The sequence below is a fragment of the Stieleria sp. JC731 genome (genome assembly GCF_020966635.1).
Classification (GTDB): domain Bacteria; phylum Planctomycetota; class Planctomycetia; order Pirellulales; family Pirellulaceae; genus Stieleria.
Genome location: NZ_JAJKFQ010000011.1, coordinates 713,292 through 738,207, shown reverse-complemented (window position 1 = coordinate 738,207; position 24,916 = coordinate 713,292). Strand labels below are relative to the sequence as shown.

The 24,916-nt window shown below is 52.4% G+C and carries 18 protein-coding genes; 15 read left to right on the top strand and 3 right to left on the bottom strand.

Going from position 1 to position 24,916, the window contains the following annotated elements:
• Nucleotides 1–15: 15 nt before the first annotated feature.
• The 3 genes from LOC67_RS19650 (at nt 16) to LOC67_RS19640 (ending at nt 3,576) form a co-directional block, all read left to right on the top strand.
• Nucleotides 16–1,089: a polysaccharide biosynthesis/export family protein gene (locus LOC67_RS19650; protein WP_230264450.1), complete on the top strand. Its 1,074-nt coding sequence runs from the start codon at nt 16–18 to the stop codon at nt 1,087–1,089.
• Between the two features lie 381 nt (nt 1,090–1,470).
• A complete protein-coding gene (locus tag LOC67_RS19645; protein ID WP_230264448.1) occupies nt 1,471–2,931 on the top strand; it encodes an SDR family oxidoreductase in 1,461 nt (486 codons plus the stop codon).
• A 162-nt stretch (nt 2,932–3,093) separates the two neighbouring features.
• Complete coding sequence (locus LOC67_RS19640) at nt 3,094–3,576, top strand: pyridoxamine 5'-phosphate oxidase family protein (RefSeq protein ID WP_230264446.1); 483 nt, start codon at nt 3,094–3,096, stop codon at nt 3,574–3,576.
• Nucleotides 3,577–3,847: 271 nt separating this feature from the next.
• Here the strand turns inward: LOC67_RS19640 and LOC67_RS19635 are convergent, their stop codons facing one another.
• The gene (locus tag LOC67_RS19635) at nt 3,848–4,228 is read right to left on the bottom strand and encodes a response regulator (RefSeq protein WP_230264445.1); all 381 of its coding nucleotides are present in this window, start codon (nt 4,226–4,228) and stop codon (nt 3,848–3,850) included.
• A gap of 487 nt (nt 4,229–4,715) precedes the next feature.
• Between LOC67_RS19635 and LOC67_RS19630 the strand changes: the two genes are divergently transcribed.
• The 6 genes from LOC67_RS19630 to LOC67_RS19605 all read left to right on the top strand — a co-directional run bounded on the left by LOC67_RS19630 (nt 4,716) and on the right by LOC67_RS19605 (nt 13,484).
• The gene (locus LOC67_RS19630) at nt 4,716–4,880 is read left to right on the top strand and encodes a DUF1328 domain-containing protein (RefSeq protein WP_230264443.1); all 165 of its coding nucleotides are present in this window, start codon (nt 4,716–4,718) and stop codon (nt 4,878–4,880) included.
• Nucleotides 4,881–5,283: 403 nt separating this feature from the next.
• Nucleotides 5,284–6,966 (top strand): ABC1 kinase family protein, encoded by a 1,683-nt coding sequence (locus LOC67_RS19625; RefSeq protein WP_230264442.1) that lies wholly within the window; start codon nt 5,284–5,286, stop codon nt 6,964–6,966.
• Between the two features lie 157 nt (nt 6,967–7,123).
• Complete coding sequence (locus tag LOC67_RS19620; RefSeq protein WP_230264441.1) at nt 7,124–8,314, top strand: AI-2E family transporter; 1,191 nt, start codon at nt 7,124–7,126, stop codon at nt 8,312–8,314.
• A gap of 193 nt (nt 8,315–8,507) precedes the next feature.
• The gene (locus tag LOC67_RS19615) at nt 8,508–12,065 is read left to right on the top strand and encodes a PAS domain S-box protein (RefSeq protein ID WP_230264440.1); all 3,558 of its coding nucleotides are present in this window, start codon (nt 8,508–8,510) and stop codon (nt 12,063–12,065) included.
• 322 nt (nt 12,066–12,387) lie between these two features.
• A complete protein-coding gene (locus LOC67_RS19610; protein ID WP_230264439.1) occupies nt 12,388–12,849 on the top strand; it encodes an ANTAR domain-containing response regulator in 462 nt (153 codons plus the stop codon).
• Nucleotides 12,846–13,484, top strand: coding sequence for an ANTAR domain-containing response regulator (locus tag LOC67_RS19605; protein ID WP_230264438.1), 639 nt, complete (start codon nt 12,846–12,848; stop codon nt 13,482–13,484). Before LOC67_RS19610 ends, LOC67_RS19605 begins: the two co-directional genes overlap by 4 nt.
• A gap of 11 nt (nt 13,485–13,495) precedes the next feature.
• Here the strand turns inward: LOC67_RS19605 and LOC67_RS19600 are convergent, their stop codons facing one another.
• Entirely contained in the window at nt 13,496–16,060 is a 2,565-nt protein-coding gene (locus tag LOC67_RS19600; protein WP_230264437.1) for a CheR family methyltransferase, read from the bottom strand.
• Nucleotides 16,061–16,962: 902 nt separating this feature from the next.
• Here LOC67_RS19600 and LOC67_RS19595 point away from each other — a divergent pair.
• The 6 genes from LOC67_RS19595 (at nt 16,963) to LOC67_RS19570 (ending at nt 23,945) form a co-directional block, all read left to right on the top strand.
• On the top strand, nt 16,963–17,247 hold the full coding sequence (locus LOC67_RS19595) for a hypothetical protein (protein WP_230264435.1): 285 nt from the start codon (nt 16,963–16,965) through the stop codon (nt 17,245–17,247).
• A gap of 86 nt (nt 17,248–17,333) precedes the next feature.
• A complete protein-coding gene (locus LOC67_RS19590; RefSeq protein WP_230264433.1) occupies nt 17,334–17,516 on the top strand; it encodes a YqaE/Pmp3 family membrane protein in 183 nt (60 codons plus the stop codon).
• 299 nt (nt 17,517–17,815) lie between these two features.
• Nucleotides 17,816–18,742 carry a YihY/virulence factor BrkB family protein gene (locus LOC67_RS19585; RefSeq protein ID WP_230264432.1) on the top strand — a complete coding sequence of 309 codons (927 nt, stop codon included), beginning with the start codon at nt 17,816–17,818 and terminating at the stop codon, nt 18,740–18,742.
• Nucleotides 18,743–18,922: 180 nt separating this feature from the next.
• Nucleotides 18,923–20,758 (top strand): ATP-binding cassette domain-containing protein, encoded by a 1,836-nt coding sequence (locus LOC67_RS19580; RefSeq protein ID WP_230264430.1) that lies wholly within the window; start codon nt 18,923–18,925, stop codon nt 20,756–20,758.
• A gap of 635 nt (nt 20,759–21,393) precedes the next feature.
• Nucleotides 21,394–22,230, top strand: a complete 837-nt coding sequence (locus LOC67_RS19575; RefSeq protein ID WP_230264428.1) for a DUF6690 family protein — start codon at nt 21,394–21,396, stop codon at nt 22,228–22,230.
• Between the two features lie 128 nt (nt 22,231–22,358).
• Nucleotides 22,359–23,945 carry an AI-2E family transporter gene (locus tag LOC67_RS19570; protein WP_230264426.1) on the top strand — a complete coding sequence of 529 codons (1,587 nt, stop codon included), beginning with the start codon at nt 22,359–22,361 and terminating at the stop codon, nt 23,943–23,945.
• 28 nt (nt 23,946–23,973) lie between these two features.
• On the opposite strand, the gene LOC67_RS19565 is transcribed toward LOC67_RS19570, so the two are convergent.
• A complete protein-coding gene (locus LOC67_RS19565) occupies nt 23,974–24,915 on the bottom strand; it encodes a type II secretion system F family protein (RefSeq protein WP_230264425.1) in 942 nt (313 codons plus the stop codon).
• Nucleotide 24,916 lies beyond the last annotated feature (1 nt).

Below are 24,916 nucleotides of genomic sequence, written 5' to 3'. Positions count from 1 at the left end.
TCGATTAATTGCGATATGTGCAAGACAATTTACCGATACGGTCTGACGGCGTTGTTACTGCTTCCGATCTTATGCTCGGCAGGATGTAGTGTGCTGGGATTTTCAGCCTATCCCATCGCACATGTCATGACGCAGGATACCAAAGACATCCTCGACAAGACGACGCGCCACCCCAATGTTCCACGTGAGCTTGCTAAACAGGTGCGTCCGACGCATCAAGTGGCACCAGGCGATGAATTGCTGGTCGAAGTTGTCAAAGCAGAAGACTTGTCGATTCAACTGCCTGCCGACCAGCGGGTGATGGCCGACGGAACGATCGACCTCGGACTGTATGGTCGAGTCGTGATCGCGAGCATGACAATCGAAGAGGCGGAATCGACAGTTCAATCGATCGTCAGCAATGCGGAAAAAGAGTCGATCCAGGTCAACATTCGTCTGCTTCAACCGATCCATCGGTACTATGTCATCGGCGAAGTCAACTCACCGGGCGCCTACACGCTCACCGGGCACGAAACGGTGCTTGACGGAATTATGGAAGCCGGTGGTTTGACCGCGCGAGCTTCGGCATGCGACATCTTGCTCGCACGGCCGACGAGCCCCTGTTCCTGCCGGGTCACGCTGCCGGTCTGCTATCGCTCGATCACACAATTGGGCGACTCGACAACCAACTATCACCTAAAACCGGGTGACCGAATCTTTGTCGCGCGACAGTCGTTTTGCGAAGAGATGTTGGCCTACGTCAAAGGCAGCCAAACCTGCGACCGCTGCTGTAAGAAGCAGGTGGCTTGTCGCGATGCAAGTTTGATCGAATCTGATTCGTTGGACTTTGTTATGCCAGGGATCGTTGAAATCCCAGCGATCGCACCGCCAAAATTCGAAACGTCGCCAACCGCCTCCGAGGCTCAGCCCGATGCAGGCCTGGACGTTTACTCTGCTCCTAGAAACACTGCTCCCGGCTACAGCAAGCCGAACTCAACACGTCGATCGGCGCTGCAGCCTTCCAATGCGGAAGACTTGACCGCACCTAAAACTAACCCTCGAAGCTTCGACGGTGAACTGAACTTCGGCGAACTGATTGATGAAGAATAGGCTCAAACGCCTCGCTTCGGTTCAGCCGTAGCCGTTTAATCCGGTTCGACGCGGCAACATCACGCATTCGCAGTGACTTCCACTCGTTGGGTTTACCCGACCGAACGGTCTGTGTGCACTCGCAGGACTTTTCTTCAAAGTATTGTGCACATAGGCAGTCTGTCCTCATCGCGAAGTGAGGTTGATTTCGAAACTCGTGGGACAACTTGACGTCTGTCGCGAGGTTGACCTCAGAGCAGGAGTGCCGCACTTCCCAGGCTCCGGTGGGCAGCCTTTCGGGCCCGAGACGTCAACGGAATGCTGTCCTGCAATTTCTTCATTCCAGTTCGACCTTCTTGACGCACTGCCGTTTTGGGGGAGTATTCGCCAATCCGGAAAGTCATGACAACGATAAATCGTATTCTCGTTTGCGGAGCAACTGGTTACGTCGGAGGCCGATTGGTTCGGCGACTGTTGGACAAGGGCTACGAAGTTGTTTGCCTGGTACGCAGCCCGGGAAAGCTGACAAAGTTCTCTTGGAATAAAGATCCCAAGCTTCGAATTGTCGAAGGCGGAGTTTCCGAGCGCGAACAAATGAGCAAGGCACTCGAAGGTGTCGACGCGGCCTACTACCTTGTGCACTCGATGCAGTCCGCAGGTGGGGCGTATGCCGAACGTGACCGGGAACTGGCGACCTCGTTTTTAAACGCGGTTGAATCTTCCCAATGCCAACGGATCATCTACCTCGGTGGCCTAGGCGAAATGGGATCGAATCTGTCGGACCACCTCAATAGCCGTCGCGAGGTCGCGGACATTTTGCAAAGCGGTTCCATCTCGGCAACTGTCTTTCGAGCCGCAATGATTGTCGGATCCGGCTCGGCGTCGTTCGAAACGCTTCGTTACCTTGTCGAACGATTACCAATCATGATTACCCCTCGATGGGTAACGACGGAAACGCAACCGATTGCGATCCGTGATGTGCTCCGCTACCTCGTTGATTGTCTTGATGTACCCGCGACGGCTGGCAGAGTGATCGACATCGGCGGCAAAGACATCATGACGTACGAGACAATCATGCAGATCGCGGCCCAGAAATTGGGACTCGGAAAACGCACGATTGTCCCGGTTCCGGTGCTCACCCCAAAGCTGAGCAGTCTTTGGATCGGATTGGTCACGCCGGTCAGCAGCAGAATCGCACGACCGCTGGCAGAAGGGCTGCGCAACCGGACCGTCTGCCGAAATGATGAAGCGACGCGATTAATGCCGGGTGAGTGCTTGGGAATCGAAGCAGCAATTGAAGCAGCCGTGGACCGAACTCGCGATGGGATCATCGAAACCCGTTGGTCTACAGCCGGCGAGATGCCTCACGACCCCGATTGGGCTGGTGGCACGACGCTGCAAGATAAACGCACGATCTTGGTCGACGCAACGCCTGCAGAAACCTTTGCGGAAATCATTCGCATCGGGGGCGAGCATGGCTATTGGGGTGCCGGACCACTTTGGAGTTTAAGAGGCTGGCTAGACCAGTTGATCGGCGGACCGGGCCTGCGCCGGGGTCGGCGACACCCCACCGAACTTCATTATGGCGAAGCGCTCGACTTCTGGAGAGTGACGAAGTTGACTTTCAATCAGCAATTGCGGCTACGTGCCGAAATGTGGCTGCCCGGTGACGCCGAATTGGATTTCGTTGTCTCTGCGAAAGACTCCGAGACGTTGGTAGAAATGACTGCCAGATTTCGTCCACGTGGTTTACTCGGGCTGGCATATTGGTACAGCGTCTATCCGCTACATGGCTTTGTTTTCCCAGTGATGATCCGCGGGATCAAGACTGCCGTCGAAAGTCGCCAACAAGCCAACGCGTAGCCGCGAATCGCCAACGCGTTCCAGCGTTCAATGGCAACGTCAATTGGCACATTGCTTGCACACCATTTCAAGCGTTATGGGAAGACAGCTCCCGCATCGACGAAGACTCGCGGTTGACGCTGCCCTTCCGTCAATCAATTGACTCAAACGGAAAATGGTGCCATGGATACTCATCAAAAACTTCTTGACCTTATCGGCGATTTTCGCAACGCGATGCTGACAACTCGTACCAGCCAAGGCGAACTTGACGCTCGACCAATGGCGATTGCCGAGGTTGAGGACGACGGAACACTTTGGTTTGTTAGCGACCGAAGTTCAGGAAAAATCGCCGATCTGATGCTGGATCAAGATGTCGCCGTTACGATGCAAAGCTCCAGCAAGTTCGTCTCGATCTCCGGTCAATGCCAAGCCGTCGAAGACAGGCAGAAGATTGAGCAACTTTGGAGCGAAGCGTTCAAGGTCTGGTTTCCTGAAGGCAAGGCGGACCCCTCGATCATCCTGTTGCGTGTCGACCCCGTGCGCGGTGAATACTGGGACAATTCAGGCGTACAAGGGCTTAAGTACCTGATCAAAGCAGGTAAGGCCTACCTGCAAGGTGAACGCCCGAGCCCCGACGATGCGATCAATGCGGCATTGGCCCTTTAGAACGATGGCGTAGCCACCAGGCGCTCGCTAGGTTCGCAGGCAAGTTCAACTCTTACCAGCCGCGAACAACTCCCTTTAGCGGCCTGACTAATTGGCGTACACGCCCCACGGTGACTGGTGCGCAGCCATCGCCCGTCACCGTCGCGTGCCAGTCGTTGTACTCCTTCCGTGCGACAACGGCTGGCCGCACTTTTATAGATACCGCCGAGATATTCTTCACAGGGAAGCCGGATGGTGTCGGCGATCGATAAACGATAGATCGCAGTGCGAGTTAAGCTTCCGCGGCAACGTCTTCAGAAGTCGCCTGCACACGACCAAGCATCTCTTTCAGGCGAGTAACTTCAAGTGGCTTTGGCAGGCAGAACGTCAATGGATCCGAGGCAATCGGATCACGCAACTGAGCAGGGTCTGTTGAGCTGTGAATGATGACGGGCTTTTCGCAGATATCAGCACGACCGCATTGTCGCATCTTTCGTGTGAGCTGAAGCCCGTTGAGCGAAGGCATCTCCAGGTCTGTCAAAATCAAGTCGAACGGACGGCGGGAGACCATCAGACGCCAAGCTTCATCACCATCAGAGGCGAGTGAAACGTCATAGCTGAGTGAAGTGAGCACCCGAAGCAATAGCAAACGACTTGCTGGTAAATCGTCCACTACCAGCACCCGCTTTGGTGCTGAAGTGTCGAAACAGCGGTCGTGTGAATGCTTTGGGAACATCGATTCTCCGGTGTCTGTGGTCCAATTCCCTACGAGCATATTTCATGCCAACTCACGACATCGATCCCCAGCCTGGAACAAACAGGGGCAATGTCAGGGCCAACATTCTTCCATTGGCTGTTTCGAGCCACGCCTAAACATGGCCCACAGACCGAAACGTGATTCGCGATAGACCTGATCGTGATTTGATGGTTAATCAACGATCGCTACATCCCAGATACCTGAATCAACATGGTCGCTCATCGACCATACAAATCAATCTCAATCGGCGAAAAACGGTATCTCGCAAGTTTCGGCGGGCTGAACTTAGCAATTGGCCCGGCGTTTGCGATTCCGCTCCATCACGAACGAGCCACAAGGCTTGTCACTGTTCGAGCCATCAATTCGATGCGACTCGCTTACTCCTACTCCTTTGAGGACTCCCATGCTTTACTGGGCCGCCGTATTTTTCGTTATCGCTTTGATCGCCGCTGTCTTTGGTTTTGGTGGACTCGCTGCCGGTGCAGCCGGTGTCGCGAAGATTTTGTTCTTCGTGTTCCTGGTGCTGTTCATCGTCAGCCTGATCATGGGACGCCGCACCGCCGTCTAGTTTGCCTGCGATGATCACATGTGATCGTGCAGCCATACGTCGAAGTGATGTAGCTACCGTCGTCAGACGGTGGTGATATCCAAGCCCCACGCTCTGGCGAGCGTAGCTACATCGACTCGACATCTTATTGGGGCGGCATAGGCAATGCGAAGCTCTGAGCATCAATCATCTCAGATTCGCAACCTGCCAAGCTGCCATCTATCGACGAGCGTGGACTTTCCGCGTTTGGTCGTTTTCCTAGCTCGGTATCCAACTTCCTAAGTCGCGCGAAACATTGCCCATTCCGCAATGTGCCGCAGCTAGCTACCGAAGCGTCGCAACGAACTGTTTACCCATCACCGGACGTCGCGAAATCAGGCAACGCTACGGCAGGTTGGAACATAAAGACGGTTAAGACATTCAGATGATTCAATTGTTGAAAGAAGACGGGAAACAGTATGCCGCTTTGACTTCGCTGCTTCTACGCCACGGATTGACCGACGTGGCTAGGCTGATGGGGCTCCGTCACGACCAAAGCTCCGACAGTGCTGCAGCATGTGAATCGGCTGAGCAACTCGCTTCCGACATTGAAAAACTAGGTTGTGCCTATGTGAAGTTAGCGCAGATCGTCAGCACCCGTGACGACATCGTCCCACGTGAATACATCGAGGCTTTTGCACGGCTTCAAGACAACGTCAATCCGCTTCCATGGGATCAAATCGAAGAGCTGATTTCGAGTCGATTTGACGCGAAGCCGAACCAGTTGTTCGCTTCAATTGACGAGCGTCCTCTTGCATCGGCTTCGTTGGGACAAGTTCACCGCGCAAAACTGCGAGACGGTCGTGATGTCGTTGTCAAAGTCCGTCGACCTGGCATAACGGCCGAAATAGAACAACAGATCCGGAGCCTGAAAAGGATTGCCGAGTTCGTTGATCGAGAAACGTCAGTGGGCAAACAATTTCGGTTTGGCGCATTGATCAAGGCAGTCGAATATGCCTTCGAGTCCGAAATCGATTTTCGCCGTGAAGCCGACCACCTGATCACACTCGGCGAAAACCTAGCGGACTATCCGTCAATCTGTATTCCACGCCCGGTTCCACAACTGGTCGCCGAAGACGTTCTCGTGATGGAATACGTTTCGGGAGTCCCAATCAAGGACGCAAGCGGTTCAGTTCTAATCGAACGCAACTGCGAAAAGATTGCGCAAGACTTGGTAAACGCCTACTTAAAACAGATCCTTGTCGATGGTGTGTTCCATGCCGATCCGCACCCAGGCAATTTGATGTTGCTCACGTCGGATGGGCAAGAGGAGCAACAGAGCAACTCTTGCGAAGAACACGCCGAAATGGCGTTAATCGACGCCGGAATGGTGATTGAACTGCCCCCGATGATGCGAAGAAAGTTAGGTTCTTTACTGCTAGCGTTTGGGGAGCAGGAAGGCGAGCGGGCTGCAACGATAGCCCAGGAAATTGGGCATGCCGACGAAGACTTCGACGCTGAAAAATTCCGGGTCGAAGGCGCGAGGGTCGTCGCCAGCTCTGGTGGCAGATTCGAGTCGATGTCCGTTGGTCATACCCTCGTTCGTTTTCTTTCCATCGCGGGTCAGAACGGGCTGACAATGCCGTTCGAGCTGATACTGCTAAGCAAAGCGTTCTTACAACTTGAAACCACGCTCTATTTGCTGAACCCACGATTCGACATTCATCAAATGATTCGTGCACGCACAGCAACCTTGCTGCTCAACCGTGCAAAGGAGCAAGCGAAGCCAGGACGCGTCGCCGCAGCTTTGCTTGAATCAGCAGAATTGGCATCTCACCTGCCCGAGCGGGTAAATCGGATTACTCGGCTACTGTCGGAAAACCAACTGCGGGTCAACGTTGACGCGATCGATGAAGCGATGCTGCTCTCGGGCGTTCATAAGATTGCCAACCGCATCACATCAGGGCTAATCGTAGCCTCGATGATCGTTGGGGCTTCGATCATCATGCAACTGAAGACCGATTGGATGTTGTTCGGCTATCCCGCCTTAGCAACATCTATGTTCCTACTCTCGTCGATTATCGGTTGCATTCTGATTTACCAAGCAAACTTTTCCGACCGAACGTAACAGCACAATTTGTGACGCAAGATGGGCCGACTTCCGATCGTTGAATCTGGATCGGTTCGACTTGTGGAACGAATAATCGACACACGCACAAGTTTCCCAGACGTAGTTCGCTTCGACGCTATCGCTCATGTTCAATCAACAGCACAGGGACTGATCCATGCCAGACGACAAAGGATCGAATCAATCTTCTGCCCCTGACGCAATCGCCAAGCCCAAGCGATTACCAAGTGCGAAAGCAAACATCGTGTGCGCCTCGATGCTTGTCTTATATGCGTTGTACTTCGCCCGCACGCTGATCATTCCCATCTTGATCGCTGCGTTTGCCTATCTCACTCTTCGACCTCTTGTCCGACGTGGACGACACCTTGGTATCCCATCGTCTGTCGCATCAGGCTTAATTTTGGGAACCAGCATTGTCATTACTGTGATCCCAGCTTACTTGGTGATGGAGCCCGCAAGGCAAACTCTAGACCAAGCCCCTGAATATGTCGACAACGTCAAAGAGCGGCTGAGTTTCGTCTTCAATAAGCTGGACGCCGTTAGTGACGCGACCACGAAGTTGGCAGAAGAGGAACGTGAAAAAGACATTTCCGAGGCGCCGGTCCCGGTTGAGATTAAGCAACCAAATTGGAACGCCAATCTGACGTTCATTAGCGGAACCGGGAACTTCGTTTCGTTAGTCATCGTCACCATCGTGCTTCTGTACTTTCTGCTGGCCTTTGGCGACGACTTGATAAGAAACATGCTTCACACGCTTCCTGACTTTCGAACGAAGCGAAATTTCTTCGCCGCGATCGATGGTGTGCAAGACGGATTGAGTCTCTATCTTGCGCATGTCACCACGATCAACATCATCTTGGGTGTTTGTGTATCGATCGCGATGTGGTTGTTGGGCATGCCCACGCCACTCTTGTGGGGCGTAATGGCATGTGTGTTCAACTTTGTTCCTGTTTTAGGTGCGTTCGCCGGTTCGGCGATCATCTTCGTCGTCGCACTTTTGACTTTTGATCCGCTGTACTACGCGATCATCATCACGTCGACCTTTTTGATGCTGACAACGATCGAAGGCCAGTTCATTACCCCCACCGTCCTTGGGCGGTCCATGCAAATGAATCCGGTTTTAGTCTTCATCGCAACGGTTTTCTGGGGGTGGATGTGGGGACTTGCTGGTGTGTTGCTATCGGTACCTATCCTGATAGCGATCCGAATGGCTAGCGAACACTACGAATGCTCCCGCGGCATTGCCGAATTCCTTGGTGGAAAACGTCAATCGGATGAGGAAAAGCAAAATCGGCGCGTTCCCGACCCAGGCTTGGCAATCGGTTTGAAGGTGAATCCCGACGGGTAACTTTCTCGCGGTTGGTGCTAGGCTCGGTTATCAGCCCCCCTGACAGTCCACTCGAACTTGACCTTCACCGAGAATCATCGCCCTCCGGTGTGGTCACTCGTTGGCGTCTGCTCTAAATTAGCTAAACAGTTTTCGAGATCGCGGCGAAGCGTCAGCCGCGATCCTTTTTTTGTAGCATCAACTTTTAATCGACATGAAGCGTGAAGGCGACTGCGGCGAACTGATGCGTAGCAAGTTGCTTCAGCAATTTGCCCCCGCCGCGATCGTGATCGATCAGACGCGACAGATTATCGACCGGCATGGTCACTTCGATGGATTTGTCAATGAGGATCTTCTTGGCCAACAACTTTCTGCCACGCTGCCGTCCGCAATCCTTGAAATCCTGGACCAGCCCCTAGCGACTACGCTGAACTCTGGAAATTCGGCAAGTGCGACCGGATCGTGGTTTGACGGAAATTCGCGTCGACATCTGCAAGTCCTCGTCCAACAGATTGCAGCGGAATCTGAAGCGGATTTTAGCAGCATCAGCGATCTAGGTGATTCCGAACCGCGATACTTGGTCACTTTTGAAGACGTGACTCAGGTTGACTCATTGCGTCGGAATGTGGAGGACAAGCGGCAGCGTTTGGCTCTCGCGACGCAGGCCTCCAGCATGGGTGTGTTCGATCTCGATCCACAAACCGACGAATTGATCGCCAGCGAAGTCTTTTGCAGTCTGTTCGGAAAACGTCCCGGATCGTTGACGCATGGCGAGCAGCTGTTTTCCCAGATTCACGAGAATGACGCGGCCGAGGTACGCAAACGTGTTGCAGACGCTTGCACCAATTGCACCGAGTACAACGCTGAATTCCGAGTCCGACGTGATCCCAAACGCGTCAACTGGATCGTCATGCGTGGCAAGTACATCCGTGACTCCGATGGAAAAACGAGCCTAATTGGCGTGGCATGGGATGCTACCGAACGACGTCAACTCGAACGCTCGTTAGCGCGGTCCCGACGCGAAGTTGAAATCGCACTCACCGCAGGTGGATTGGGAACGTGGAAGTGGGACATCGGCAGTGACCTGGTGACCTGGTCTGATTCGTTGCATCAGTTATTGGGATTTGGCAACGAGGAATTCGGCGGAACATTCGGTGCGTTTCGTGAGCTGGTGCATCCCGATGACACCGAAAAAGTCGAGCGAGAGATTCAAAAGACTCTGGTCGGTCGATGCGATGATTACCACATCGAATGTCGTATGCGACATCAGGGTGGCAAGTGGCTTTGGGTTTGCGGCGACGGATCAGTCGAGCGAGATTCGCAGGGCAATCCAACCCTGTTGATCGGTGCGATCATGGACATCACCGATCAAAAGCGAATCGAACGAAGACTCAAAGCGAAGTCTCGTCAACTGCGTTCGGTCACCGATGCGATGCCGGCACTGATCGCATTGATCGACACGGAAGAGAAAATTCAATTTGCCAACGAAGCCTTCGCGGCACAGTTTTCCTGCACCGTCGATGAAGCCGTTGGGAAATCCGTGTTCGAAATCCTTGGCGAAGAGACCTACAAGTCGCTGCAGTCGAACCTGATGCGTTCGCTTGCCGGTGAACGTTGCAAATTTGAGCTACCACTGCTTCAAGACGGCGGATCCGTCATCAAGGATGTCACGTTCATCCCGGAATTCGATACCGATGAAAACCAGATCGGTGTGTATGTGTTGGCCACGGACGTGACGCATCGAAAAAGATACGAACAGCGGCTGAAGGAAAACCAAGTTTACCTTTTACGCGAAACTCAGAAACTTGCCGAAGCGTTAACGCAAATCAGTTCTGCCGAAAGCAAGCTTCGCGTCCTGTTCGACCAAAGTTTCTTTTATACAGGCGTCATCGATCTGGAAGGCAACTTGATCGATATCAACGAAGCGGCGACGGTTCCATTCGGCTTTGCTTCCGATGAAGTTTTGGGCACCAAGTTCTGGGACACGCCATGGTGGACCGGACACCCCGATTCCCAAACCAAATTACAACACCACTTCAAAGACGCCCTGCAAGGTAAACCCTATCGCGAGGTGATCGCATTCAACGGTCCCGGTGGAATTCTTCGGTACACAGACTTCATCTATCAGCCGGCCATCGGAGATGACGGTGAGATTCAGTTTGTCGTCGCGACAGGACAGGACGTTACCGAATCGATCGTTCAGCAAGCACAAATTCGCAAAAGCGAACAACGGTTACGCTTAGCACTCAACGCTGCCGACCTAAAACTGTGGCAGTGGAATGTTGGAGAGGATCGTTGGTTCTCAAGTTTTGGTGAAGAAGCCTCGAGCGGCCAGTTGGCATCGCGACCAACGGATTCTCTGGCGACGTTCATCGAAAGCATTCACCCCGAGGACCGTGCACGCGTCGAATCGAAACTGTGTGCCTGCTTGGACGACCGCACCGCTTTTCGCGAAGAGTATCGCGTTGTGCGGGACAGCAAAACACGCTGGATTCTTGCATTGGCGCACGTCAGCATTGATGAAGACGACGCGCCATTGCAGTTGATCGGTGTCGAACTGGACATCACCGATCGCAAGTTGACCGAACTAAAACTGGACGAAGCACGCCGCGCTGCCGAAGAGGCCAACGTCTCCAAAAGTGCCTTCCTAGCGAACATGAGCCATGAAATTCGGACGCCGATGACTGCGATTTTGGGCTACACCGAGTTGGCCCAGTCGACCGGCGATGCTCGCGAACGCGACGAACACCTCAGCACCATTCGACGCAACGGTTACTATCTGCTCGAGATCATCAACGACATTTTGGATCTTTCCAAAATTGAAGCCGGTAAAATCGAAATTGCGAGGCAACGATTCGAACCGGCTAGCCTAGTCGCTGACGTTCAATCGATCATGAGCGTTCGTGCTGCCGAAAATCAATTGGAACTTGAGGTTCAATATGATGGCTTATTGCCGGAAGTGATCCGAACGGATCCAAAGCGACTGAAGCAGATTTTGATCAACCTTATCGGCAACGCGATCAAGTTTACAAAACAGGGCGGTGTCACCGTTACGGTACGCTATATCGAAGGCGACGAGGGGTACTTGGAATTCCAAGTTTCCGACACAGGAATCGGGATGACACAAAAGCAACAAAACCTTTTGTTCGAACCCTTCACCCAAGGTGACGCGCGTATCAATCGCCAGTTTGGTGGCACGGGTCTCGGCCTGGCGATCAGTCAACGCCTAGCAAACATACTTGGCGGCGAGATCAACTGCGAAAGTAAGATCGGCGAAGGCAGCACGTTTACCTTCCAAGTCAAAGCGCCACCGCTACCAGGCGTCACGATGGTCAGCCCGATCAAAGAGACCGTGCAAAAACGCAGCGAGTACTCGGTAGCCAACATTCGTTTGGAAAAACGCATCTTGGTTGTCGACGACCGACCCGACATTCGCTTGCTTAGCAAACGAATCTTGACCAAGGCAGGCGCGACCGTTGTCGAGGCCGTTGATGGCTTGGACGCGATCGATCGATACAACGAATCCGTCCAAGCAAACAAAACTATCGATTGCATTATTCTCGATATGCAAATGCCTCGCCTTGACGGATACCGGACAGCTTCAAGGCTCCGGAAAATGGACTTTCATGGTCCGATCATCGCGGTGACCGCAGAAGCAATGGACGGCGATTCGAACCGATGTATTGCCAGCGGCTGCGATGATTATTTAAGCAAACCGATTGACGCAAACAAACTTCTTCGTCTTGTCGACGGACTTTGCGACGACAACTAAACGCAGGTTCCCGCCCAGCGATGCCGTGATTGATCAACATCGGGCGTTCTGAACCTCCCCGAACTCTGCAATATCAGCTGCCAAAAACCCCTGAATGAACCGTCACGGTGGTTGAAAAACAACCAATGGGCCGGCTGACTTCTTCGGATCGACTGATTTCCGGCATGACGTGCTCGATTTGCTGAACAGTTGCCAACGCATGGCAGAATTGGCGCAGCCTTTGCTTCCTATTGCGACAATCGCCAACAGGCGGATGTCCAAGTCGAGTTGGTTTCCTTGGCGATGATTTTTCACTAAACGCTGTGCACCAAAGCGATAAGAAATGAAGGAGCAAAAACTTCGAGTGTATCTCGTTCACGGTGATCCGGCTTCGCGCCATATCATCGAAGCAACGCTTGAGAAACTCCGGCATCGAATCGAACTGTCAACGGATCATCCGGCGACATTCCTTCGGCGATGTCAGGAGAACCCTCCCGATATAGCTATTGTCGGGACGGATTTTCAAGACACCGATGTCTTTGCTGTTGCCAATGAATTATCGCAGGTAAACACATGCCCTGTTGTGATGATCATCTACCCCGAGGATATCGACCGAGTCGAAAGACTGATGTCGGACAATTTAACGGGCGTCATAGTTTCGCCAGTCAGTGATCGCGATCTTCGGCCTGCGCTTTACTTGGCAGGACGTCGTTTTGAACAAGCGAAAAGCTTGGAAAAGCGTTGTAGGGAGATCAGAAGCGAGATAAACAAACTCGCTGATCAAGGTTCGGAGGATGAACGATGATAGATAGGGTCAATAGACAACAGACAATTTATTTGGCACACGGCGACACGTCGGTGCGCAAGGTCCTAACAACGATCATCATCACGCTTGGTCACAAGCTACCCGTCACGACCGATTCCGGGAAAGAGTTGATCGATGCCGCTGTCTCAAAACCGGCTGATGTGTTGATCGCTTCACCTGGCCTATCGGATATGGATGGGATCGAAGCGTTGATACAGGTTGGCTATGTCAAACCGACGCCCAGTATCATCGTCGCTAAAAACGACGATCTGGACAAAGTCGAACGCGCCATGGAAGATCATGTAATGGCGTATTTGGTCGAGCCGGTCACCGCCGAATCTCTGCAGCCCGCCATCTTTCTGTGCCAGAAACGATTTCGGCATCTGCAGTCGTTGGAAGAGCAGGTGACTTCGCTTCAGCAAAAGCTAGACGATCGAAAACAGATCGAGAAAGCGAAAGGTATCATCATGCAGGTGCGGCAATTGGATGAACCGGAAGCACACCGCTATCTCCAAAACACCGCGCGTCGAACAAGGCGTCGGCTGGCGGAGATTGCCAAACAGATCGTCGATGGTGGAAGCCTTCTAGGAATAGATGACTTCTTGAACGATCTCGACATCGACCGTCAAACCTAGGATGCATCGTCCTATTCCTTTGGCTGGATGCTGACCATGACACCCGAGACTAAGTCCTTTTCACGATAGGCAAGGGCGACTAAGGTTTTTGTCCCGAACTTAGTCTCGCACTGAATCTTTTCCCTTCCACCTTCTTGGTGTGCCCGTTCCAAAATAGGACGCAAACCCGCGATCCCAAGACGACGGCTAACGATATCTGCATTGCGTCCGATGTCTTTCATCTCAAGGTTTAGCAGTTCGGCAGCGCTGGGAGAGAACCGCCGGATGAGCAGACGATTGTCAAAGTAAACGACGCAGGCCTCTATCAGCTCGATAAGGTTGTCGATATCAGTGCTCGCACGTTCTAGTTCGCTAATCTTTTTCTGATGGTCCGCATTCACCGCGGACAACTCTTCGTGAACGCTGCGCAGCTCTTCTTCACACAGTTCGAACCCGGTGACTGCGGTATTGAAATCCTTCGTCAGTGATTCAAGCTCGTGATTTGCTAATCCCAGTTGTTCGGTCAGAACCTGAATGTCTTGTTTGGCGAATTCTAGCTCTTTCTCACATTCATGAAGATATTTTGGATCGGCACGACCTGCTTCAAAGGGATCCTTTAAACTTTCCCACGACGCAACACTTACTCCGTCTGTTTCGCTGCCGAATTGTATCAAAAAATATCTGGTCGAAGTCGCGTGATCGAGTAGCGTCTGAACTGAAATCAGGATTTCCGGCTTGCCTTTTTCCTGCAATGACACCACCGCTTGCTGCTCCGCAGGATGCCCCATTTGAGCTTGATCTAATGCATCAGCCACAGATGCCAACAGATGCGGCTTCAGTAGATCATAAAGATGCGATGTCGAACGTCCGGTCGGGACCTGCATGAAACGCTCGCCGCCAGGAAAAGTGTGCATGACACGTAGGTCGTCTGCCACCAAAATGCTGGGTGGAATCGCTTTCGCAAGCACCAAGTCATAGAGAGCGAGCAGTCGGTCAGGTTTGCCGGAAAGATCTTCAGACGGAGCACGCGGCAACGACGAATCGGGCAATCGCGCCGCAGCGAACGGACTTGCTTCTTTAGTGTCAGGTAGCGATCGTCTTCGATAGATTCGCCAATGCGGATTCAACGTTTCAAACGCGTTTTCAAATCCGCTCGTTGTCTCGCTGGGCCCTAGAAATAAGACGCCTTCATGTTTCAAAGCGAATTTAAACTCTTCAAGGCACCAAGCCTGAACTTCGCGTTTGAGATAGATCAAAAAGTTTCGACACGTCACAAGATCTAGTTTGGCGAACGGAGGATTCTGAAGCATGTTGTGGTTCGCGAAAACGATGCGACTACGCAATTCGCTTTTGACCAAATAGCCGTTTTCAACCTCGTCAAAATACTTCGACAGGCGTGCCGGGCTCACCCCGGTAAGCTCAGAACGCGAGTAGACTCCGGCGGCAGCTTTCGCCAGCGATTGCTCCTGTATATCGGTCGCAAAGATTTTGAATTCAACATCGGACCCCAACTCTTCGATACATTCCTGCAGAACAATCGCAGTTGAGTACGCTTCTTCGCCGGTTGCGCATGCACATGTCCACACGCGAAGAGTTCCAGAGGACTTCGAACGGATCATCTCTGGAAATACAGATTGTTTTAAAAACTCGAAAGCCTCCGCGTCTCTAAAAAACTGCGTGACATTGATCAGCAAATCTTGATACAAGCAATGCGTTTCATTCACATTATTGGATAGATACGACGAGTAGTCATCAATACGATCGTATCCAGTGAGACTCATGCGGCGCAGGATCCGCCTTTCGATGGTCTTGGTCTTGTAGTTGGTAAAATCGAGTTGAAACGTTGCCTTCAAATGTGAAAGCACAAGATCGATTCCGGATTCTTCTTTGTCTCCCGTCATGAACTGCCGGACAAAGGAATGTCTGTCTTCGTTGTCCACATAGCGTTGTAAAACATCCCCGATCAATTCAGGTTTCGAAACGATACACTGAGTTCCCGCGGCCATGACGTGCTGAGGCATCGTTGGGAATCGACATGACGCAGGCTCTTGGACAATCACCAATCCCATCTGCTCGTCAATCAAACGAGATCCGCGGCTGCCGTCATCACCCGCCCCTGATAGTACAATTCCGATTGACCGCTCTTTTAGATTCTCTGCGAGGGATCGAAAGAACTGGTCGATGGATCGATGAGCGGTACCGTCTGTGGGGCGACTGAAGAGCCAAAGGCATCCGTCTCGATACTCGATGCCGTGTCCCGGAGGTATGACATAGATCGTATTTGGCTGCACCTGGATCCCATCGGTAACCAAATTCACGTCCATCTCAGTCATTCTTGACAACAATTCGTCTAAACGACTTTCCATCGTAGGCGAGAGGTGTTGAACAACGACGAACGCCAACCCCAGATCGATTGGCATCGAGCAAAAGATCTTTTCGAGTGATTCCAGCCCACCCGCAGAAGAACCGATCCCAACAACGAATGAGGGCGTTGTGGAAAGATGAATGTTGTCGTCATCATTGGATGGATTGGATTCAATCACATCCGTAGCGTTGGCCGAGACATCCGTCTTGGATGTCTCATTTGGTCGTTTCATCCCACACCGTTTGCAGATGATTGGTTTCGAATCATCGAATCTTTACTACCACAAACACACCTGATGTATTCGTGTGGACGGTCCGCCTCAAAATCCTTTTCCCCGACTCGCGAGCGCTGCACTGTTTTCATCTCGAGTTTCAACTCGAGCCTCTCCCAAAGGGACCTGCTCCTCCCCTTTAAAACGATGGCTTTCAAACAATTGGAACTCAAACGAACCGCATAGCCTCCAAGGAAGCGGCAACGTTTCCTGATAGCTTCTCGGAATCATTGAGCGACAAAGAAGACCCGACCAGAACCAATGACTTTCCTGCCATAGCATTGGGGCACCACCATGGCAGATCTCCGACAAACGAACCATCTCAAGCAGCACATAGCTCCGAAGATAGACTATCGGACCACCCTGCGATGCTGATTTGCATCGTTTTGGCCAGAACTTGTTTGTTTTCGCGGCTTTAATTTTCAAAAACGGGGTTGCCACTATCACGCAAAGTTAGATGCGAGCACTTCGGCAGCCATCTGTGCACTACCTACGGATGGCTAATGAGTCGGCATTTGTCGATGCAGTCTTCTTTATCACAGGAATAGCCACTCCAAACGCGGACGTAATCTGCCTACGGTGCACGTTCGCGACCAAGAAAATTTGCAACGCAGAGGACCTTCAAAGCTGCAAGCGAATCTCTGGACTGTTTGCTTTCACTTTGACACGGAATTGACCAGTCAAAGGAGTTTTAAAAGGATGATTCGTCATTGGCACGGTGCTTGCATTTGCAGGCTTATCCGCGCGAGTCACCTTGGGTGAATCGCCGCCGTCGGCATTCGTCTTCCTGTCTTGAATTCGAATGAAGCATTACTGATGGCCGCTCCGACTCGGCTCTAGAACTCAAGTTGAAAGGTATCACCATGAAGACTCAATTGCGTACCGCTTTTTGTTGTGCACTTGCCGCTATCGCGATGACTGGTTGCGATGTTGATCAAACCAAAGAAGGCGAAATGCCCGACCTGGACGTCGAAGTAACCGGCGACGCTGGACAGTTACCTGAATTCGACGTTGAAGGTCCAGACGTCGATGTTTCGACGAAAACAAAAGAGATCGAAGTCCCTGATGTCGACGTGAAGATGAAGAAGACCGACATCGAAGTCCCCGATGTTGACATCGACATTCCAGAAGAAAACGAGAACGAGTAGTCCGCGAGGCAAGTGCGTTCAACCAACGCAACTTTCCCAACGCCGAACACTCATCGAACTCACACCGAACAATAAACGGATCAATCATGTCTACCGCGACCCCAACTAGTACCAACACCCTACTGAAAGTTATCCTCGCCGTTCTCCTTCCACCGCTTGCGGTCTTCATGGAACGCGGCATCGGAACTCAGTTTTTCCTGAATATCGTCCTAACCCTGATCGGATTCTGGATTATCGGTATCATCCACGCGTTGGCGGTCATCCTGTAGTCAGGCGATCGAAGATCCTGAAGCTTGCTGCTTGAATGTTGGCGTCCTCATCCCTGGGTGAGGACGCAACGTTGGAAACAAGCGTGGGACACACCGCTCACGCCTTGTTCGCATGTGGATACGATTAATCGTCGTATGGATCCTCAGAAGATCAACCCAGCCAACAATCTCTTTGTGTTGGCTTGTAAAACCGGCCCTAGTCTTGTGGTCGAAAACATTGGCTGTTCAGGTTCATTAAACTTGATCGTCCAAAGCTAAAAGAACCCGCTTAAGGGCGGGCACCAATCAGTTCAAATTCCATGGACATCTTCAAAAAGACGTTTGCCGATTTCTTTGAAGATCGTTGCATGACGATGTCAGCCGCCTTGGCTTACTACACAGTATTCGCGCTGCCGCCACTACTGTATCTACTGATCATCATCATGACCTTTGGGTTGTCGCTGGCATACGAGTCCAGCCAGGCCGAGGAACAAGCACAGACATTGCTTGAGCAGCAGACGGCTCAGATGATTGGCAATTCTGCAGCATCCGATGAAATTGCCTCGATTATCCAAAGTGATCGCGAGACTGGCGGACAGTGGTGGAAGTCCACCGTCAGCTTTATCGCGATCATTGTTAGCGCCACCGGTGTCGTCAGCGCGATTCAAGATTCGCTCAACCGAGTTTGGTCCGTCAAACCGGACCCGCGCCGATCTGGAATCAAAGACTTCTTTCTTAAGCGACTCTTATCACTGGCGATGATTCTTGGACTTGGCTTTTTGCTGCTGGTCTCTTTGGTTGTATCGACCATGCTGTCGCTCATCGGTAACCATGTCGCCTCGATGGTGGGTAGCGGCAACCTTCTAGCTCAGTTCATCAACTACGTCGTACAGACCTTCGTTACCTATGTACTGTTCGCATCGATCTTCAAATTCATGCCCGATGCGAACACTCGATGGCGAGACGTTGCGGTCGGCGCGGCGTTCACAACGACACTGTTTCTAATCGGCCGGTTCGCTTTGTCTCACTATCTGAGCGAGAGCAAGCCGGGTGCGGAACTCGGAAGTGCAGCTGCGTCGCTGGCCGTGATCCTGGTTTGGGTCTATTACAGCAGTATGATCTTTTTACTGGGCGCAGAAGCGACCAAGGCGTACTCCATCAAGTACGGCGGAGGCATTCAGCCGCAACGCGGTGCGGTGCGAGTTGTCGAGACCACCCGCCCACGCACTCCCACCTCAACTGGCTAGACCGGCCCACGCTGAGCCTGCGTCGCCAAGGTTTTCGAATGGGCCTCCCCTGACTGGCGCGGACAAATGCCGGGTTGCGATCTTGGCCATCCGTCGTCCAAACTGTGCAGAAATCCTTGCCAGCTTTGCGCTTTGCGAGCGGCAATCGTTTCTAGCATTTGAAGTTCGGTCTTTAGCGCCATGGCAGTCCTTTCCCTCGCGAACATCTCAATCGGCTTTCGCGGACCCAATCTTCTTGATGAAGTCACGGCTCAGGTCGAACAAGGCGACCGAATCGGCTTGCTAGGTCGAAACGGAGCGGGCAAAACGACGCTGCTAAAAATGCTCGCCGGTGAATTGACGCCAGATCACGGAGAGATCATCGCATCGGATTCCGTAGTGATCCGCCGACTGGTTCAAGACGTACCGCAGGACGAGTCCGGAACGATCGAACAGATGGTCCGTGCAGGCATCTCCAAGACATTGCTTTCAGACCCCGCTTCCGCTTGGCAGGTCGACCATAGTGTCGAACGAACGCTTAGCGACATGCAATTGGATCCGACTCTGGATTTCCAGTCTCTCTCCAGCGGGATGAAGCGACGTGTCTTGTTGGCCCGCTCAATCGTCAGCCAACCTGATGTGTTATTGCTCGACGAACCGACCAACCACTTGGACGTCGAATCCATTTTGTGGCTCGAAGATTTTTTGAAGCGCTGGTCGAAGACGCTAATTTTCATCACCCACGACCGATCGTTTTTACAAGCGCTGGCGTCTCGCATTTGGGAAATCGATCGCGGCAAGTTATTCGACTGGACGTGCGACTATTCCACATTTTTGAAGCGCAAAGAGCAAGCGATTGAGGCAGAGGAAAAGCAAAACGCTTTGTTCGACAAGCGGCTTGCCGAAGAGGAAGCTTGGATTCGTCAAGGCATCAAGGCACGCCGGACACGCAACGAAGGACGTGTTCGAAGGTTGAAAGAAATGCGGGTCCAACGGCAGGATCGCCAAAAGCAAGTTGGCAAAGCGAAGCTTTCAGTTCACGAAGCCGAACGCAGTGGTGTCCTTGTCGCTGATGTGAAAGACATGAGCTTCGCCTACGGGGACCACGAAATTGTTCGTGACTTTTCCACCACTATTATGCGCGGTGACAAGATCGGCTTGATCGGCCCCAACGGTGCGGGAAAGTCGACCTTGCTGAAGTTGCTGCTCGGCCAATTGGCTCCCGATTCGGGGACCGTCCGTCTGGGTACAAAACTGGAAATCGCTTACTTCGACCAATTGCGTGACACTCTCGATCCCGAACAGACCGTCCAGGAAAATGTCGGCGAAGGTAGCGATGAGTTAACGATTGGCGGGGCCAAGAAGCACATCCTCGGATACCTTCAAGACTACCTTTTCACACCCGAGCGAGCCCGTACCAAAGTCAAATTCCTTTCCGGCGGAGAACGCAACCGAGCTTTGCTTGCGAAGTTGATGACGAAGCCAGCAAACGTCTTGATCTTGGACGAACCGACAAACGATCTTGATGCCGAAACGCTCGAGCTACTCGAAGATGTATTGGTCAGCTTTGAAGGTACACTTCTGTTGGTCAGCCACGACCGGACGTTCTTGAACAACGTTGTTACGAGCACGTTGGTTTTCGAAGACAACAATGTGCGGGCGTACGTGGGCGGATATGACGACTGGCAACAAGCAGTCAAACGGCGTAGCGATTCAACGCCCAAAACGGTAGAGAAGCCAAAGAACAATTCGCCAGCAAGCCAGCCAGCGAAAACAGAATCAAAGCAAACTCAGCCACCGACACAAACTCAGCCGGCAAAGAAAAAGCTCAGCTACAAAGAGCAACGTGAGCTAGACAGCCTTCCGGAAAAAATCGAAGCGACAGAAACAAAAATCGCAGAGATGCATACCATGATGGCTGACCCGGCGTACTACCAAAGCGGTGGCGACAAGGTTGCCAACGATGCCGTGCAACTGAAGTCTCTCGAATCAGAACTGCAGGAATATTACACTCGCTGGGAAGAACTCGAAGCTTGATTTCAGCTTCGACGAGATCTGCATTCTGAAACCGCGATCATATTTGGCGTGCAAGGATCGCATGCCGTGGTGAGTGTGACGCGTCTGTTATCAAAAGTTGATCGCCGCCAACTTTTGCAAGCTGGCGGCGATCGCGGTGGGCGTCGTGCCCCTTGAGGCCCATCCTTACTGCGCAGAATTTATCGCACTTATTTATCATTGACAGTACCAAAATGGCGGCTACCCGGCATTTTCAAAACTTTTGCTAAAGAACCAATTGCAATGCCACTTGTCAGAGTGATGTTTGTCGCCAGTTCGACACTCAATCGACTGTGTTGAAACATCATCACGCGCTCTTAAGTCGGAACCGGTTGTGAGCTTCATCTGAGTTTGAAGTTGAACAATAAAACGCTATGCGTTGGTTACTTTGGTCGATCGATGTCACAACGTCAGGGGGCACCCATTGATAGCGACCTACTGCCACCGCCAATAATTTGATGGTGAGAATCGATCGCAACTTCTTCGATTCGAGCACCCGACTAAACATGTCGTGATCGCACGACCGTCAAATTCATCGCCAACAGGCATCTGTTTGAATTGGGAAAGTTAACGTAGTAGCGCTCCGATGAAGGAGAATGTGTGCCTGTTCCCAAATCATGAGTACTGACATGGTTCCCGTTCGCTACAGAATTGCTGCTGCCCTCGCCGCTGCAGGAATCGGTCCCTATGTGGCCACTGAAACCGATCTAGGTCGAAATACCGTGCAGTCGGTCAATGGCCTCTTTGGCTCAAGTGCGCCAGTTGTCAGTGAAGCGAAAGATGATTTGGCGCATGGGATCGGAGCGACTGAAGAGCAACGAGAGCGCGGATACGCGAACAATTCTCTCTACGAGGTTGAGAAACTTCGTGAAGTGCGTCACAAAGAGTTCCGCTACGAGACCGAACTTGCGCAGAAGCTTGGCGCGATATCCGATGACCCGGAGGAACGCCCAACGCTCAGCGGTCATCAAGTTGCTGACATCGGGCAATTGCTGCGTTTTGATATCGGCCCAAACTGGGTCATTTCGCAGTTCTCGCGTGTTAGCACGGTGCTAGCGAATTTGAACCTGAAAGGCCTTCGAGTCCCCATCGTCACGGGGATTAGGGCCGATGATCTCGCCGGCACTCTGACCTACTACTTTGACAGCTCCGACCATTTACAGCGGGTCACGTTTCATGGGTTCACGGGCGATCCCTCGAAACTTGAACGTCTTATGGTTAGTGGATACGGCCTTCAACGGGAACCTGCTTTGGAAGCCGGTGCGTATACCAAACGTTGGAACGGACGTCCTACACACTTCCTGCGGCTCACGCACGCGCCCGTCGTTTTCAGCGATGCGGTTCATCAGAAGTACACGGTGTTCTTTGAGTTAAATCATCCCGACTTGCCGTATGGGATCAGTGCGGAAGCACGTAAGATTGTCGAAACTGACCACCACACCGGTCGCTGGTAACGGTCGGTAAGCTGACCACTGGCGGTCGACGATTTCCTGTGCCCACGGTTTGAAGTGACGATTAAACGGGGCACCAGAGAATCGAATTCACGCCCTTCATCGATAGAACGACTACGGAGTAAAGCAGCGTGCAATCATCTGAGGATTCCGAAGCAGCGTCTGAGCCAACAGCCCCCGTATCAGTTTCGAAAGATGAATCCTCGCCAGAGGTTTCGGCTGCCCAGTTCAGTGCATCGACCTTAGCCGAGATGCCGTCGCTGTCACGCGTCTTATCGGTCGTCGTCCTGCTCGCCGGCATTTTGGTTGTCGGAATGCTGTTTTACAAAGTCATGGTGGGATTCTTTATCCCGCTGTTCATGGCTGCGGCTCTGGTTGTGATTTTTCACCCAGTTCACGAGTGGTTTGTAAAAAAGTTCAAAGGACGCAAGTCAGTCGCCGCGGTAGCAACGACATCCGTCATTCTGACAATCGTGTTGCTGCCGTTCATCTTGCTGATCACCGTTGCCGTCGGACAATTGACAGGCCTGGTCGGACGGACAGATCTGGATGACGTAAAGTCAGCGATGGAACGTGCTCGCGAGCAGCTCGGTTTGAAGCTTGAGTTTGCGGATCGGTATCGCCGGCTTGACGCCCTTGCAGGGATGGTTGGCGATATCGACAAACCGGACGAAGTCACCTCCTACATCCAAGAGTCCGAAGAGCTGATCGTCTTCTTGGACCAGAAGACCAGTGGTGCTTCACCGACTGGTGATACCAGCGACGTCGCTGTCGAGCGACTTTCGGAACTTGGCGAGACGGTTGACGAACTAAAAGAAATGCAATCGGCCGAAGATGTTGACCCCGTCGACAAAATCGCCCTGGCAGAACGATTTCACCGCCAAGGGGTCGTCGCCTCAGCAGCGATTCACAGCTGGATCAATGCCAAACTTGGTGGTTCGTTTCGCGCCCAAGCAAAACTGCTGACAAACCCAAGCGAACGTGACTTTGCCGAAGCAATCAGGTCCGTTCGCGAATTCCTGCAACCGCGTTTTGTCAAGTTTTCAGGCGCGACCGGCCAAGCCTTGATCCACATGGCGTTCAGTTTGTTGATCATGGTGATCTCGATCTACTTTTTCTTTGTTGACGGTCCCGCCATGGTCAGAACGCTGATGCGTCTGAGCCCACTGGATGACAACTATGAACTGCAACTGCTGCACGAATTCGAAAAGACAAGTCGAGCGGTGGTTCTAGCGAGCGTTTTAAGTGCCTTGGTGCAAGGTTTACTCGCCGCGATCGCATTCTTCTTCCTAGGATTCGAATCCTACGTCTTACTATTCCTGGTAACGACGGTGATGGCCTTGGTCCCGTTCTTGGGTGCTGCCTCCGTTTGGCTGCCTTGCACGGTGTACCTCGCCGCAGTTGATCAGCGATATGGTGCAGCCATCTTCCTGTTTATCTATGGCGCAGCATTGGTCTCTTCAATTGATAACGTGATCAAAGCCATCGTGCTGCATGGTCATTCGGAACTTCATCCGCTGATCGCATTGCTCAGTGTCCTTGGTGGCGTTCCGGTATTTGGCCCCATCGGGATTCTGATTGGCCCAATGGTCGTGGTGTTCTTGCAAACCTTGTTGGAAATCCTCAACCACGAACTGCAACTTCGTGATGCACAATCCGACGATCCGGTTGTTCCGCCAGCGGAAATGATCGCGGTTGAGCCGTCTCCATCAGGCTAAGGATCTATCTGACTGGCTCATATGGCGATTAGATCGGGGCGTTAACGTCCCCGCTTTGTGCCTTGTCGATGACGGTTTGCGTTGCATCTTTATTTCGGTTGATGAAATCTCGAAATTCGATCACAGCGGGCCCCACTAACAGAATCGCAATTGGCGGGGCCAAGCAAAGAACCACCGGAAGCAACAGCTTTAGCGAAGCTGAATTTCCTGCTCGCTCCACGCGGTTTTGACGATCCAAGCGAATTCGCATCGCATATTCACGAAGCGAATCGGCGAGCTTTCCACCCAATTTTTGACTCTGACGCATCATCGCGCACCATGCCGCGACTTCGGTCATTTCGATGCGTTTGGAAAACGAGTCAAACGCCTTTTCCGCACTTCCTGATTGAGCTTGCCTGCTGACAATTCGTAGCTCGCTGGCTAACGCAGGGTACATCTCCCTACAGTGTAGCTCGACCTGATCGATCGCCTTTGGAAGCGGCACGCCGCCATCGATTGACATGGCGACCATATCGATCACATCTGGAATAGCGCGTTCTAGCTCTTTGCGCCGCTTGGAAGATTGACTCGTCAAAATTAATCGTGGAACGCAATAGCTCATCAATAGCGTGGTCCCGGCGACGCTGAAGTAGATCGCTTCGACACCATCCGCGATTCCGGCAGCCAATCCCGCCGCGTCCAACGTGATGCAAACCAAAATTCCTATATTGCGTTTGGCTAGAAAATCGTCGAGCGCGTTGAGATGATGCGAACCGGAAAGGCTTAAGTCTTGGCTCAATCGCTGACGCTGTGAGTCTGAAACAGGGATCGAGTCCGCCAATGCGCGATTGAAACCGCCCAACGCAGGAGCAGAAAACAGCATCGGCTGGTCGGCAAGAGTCTCGTTTGATGCGAGTGTCAGTCGCCGTGACAACATGAAAACACTGGTTGTCAACATCGCGAAGATGACGATTAGAAGGGCGATTTCCATC